Origin of the sequence: Pseudarthrobacter albicanus (assembly GCF_018224015.1) — a bacterium.
Lineage (GTDB): Bacteria > Actinomycetota > Actinomycetes > Actinomycetales > Micrococcaceae > Arthrobacter > Arthrobacter albicanus.
Window position 1 is genome coordinate 1 of the sequence record NZ_JAGPOT010000185.1, and the last position, 515, is coordinate 515.

Below are 515 nucleotides of genomic sequence, written 5' to 3' on the forward strand. Positions count from 1 at the left end.
ACCTCCGACGTCGACGAGCGCGACCAGGAATTCATCCTCCGCGAAGGCGGACAGCCGGTCCGCACCGCGGAAGGCTTCTACAAGGTCCGCAACGGAATCGAACCCTGCATCGCCCGCGCCAAGGCCTACGCACCGTACTCGGACCTCATCTGGATGGAGACGGGCACCCCTGACCTGGAGCTGGCCCGCAAGTTCGCCGAATCCGTCAAGGCCGACTTCCCGGACCAGATGCTCTCCTACAACTGCTCGCCGTCGTTCAACTGGAAGAAGCACCTCGACGACGCCACGATCGCGAAGTTCCAGCGTGAACTCGGCGCCATGGGCTTCACGTTCCAGTTCATCACCCTGGCCGGCTTCCACGCCCTGAACTACTCGATGTTCGACCTCGCCCACGGGTACGCCCGGGAAGGCATGAGCGCCTACGTCGAGCTGCAGGAGAAGGAATTCGCCTCCGAGTCCCGCGGCTACACCGCGACCAAGCACCAGCGCGAAGTCGGCACCGGCTACTTCGACGA

General features: G+C 64.1%; 1 protein-coding gene. It reads left to right on the plus strand.

The window, feature by feature from the left end; translation table 11 throughout:
* Positions 1-515 (plus strand): beta/alpha barrel domain-containing protein (locus J9611_RS21310; protein WP_504742118.1); only part of this gene is annotated, 515 nt, incomplete at both ends.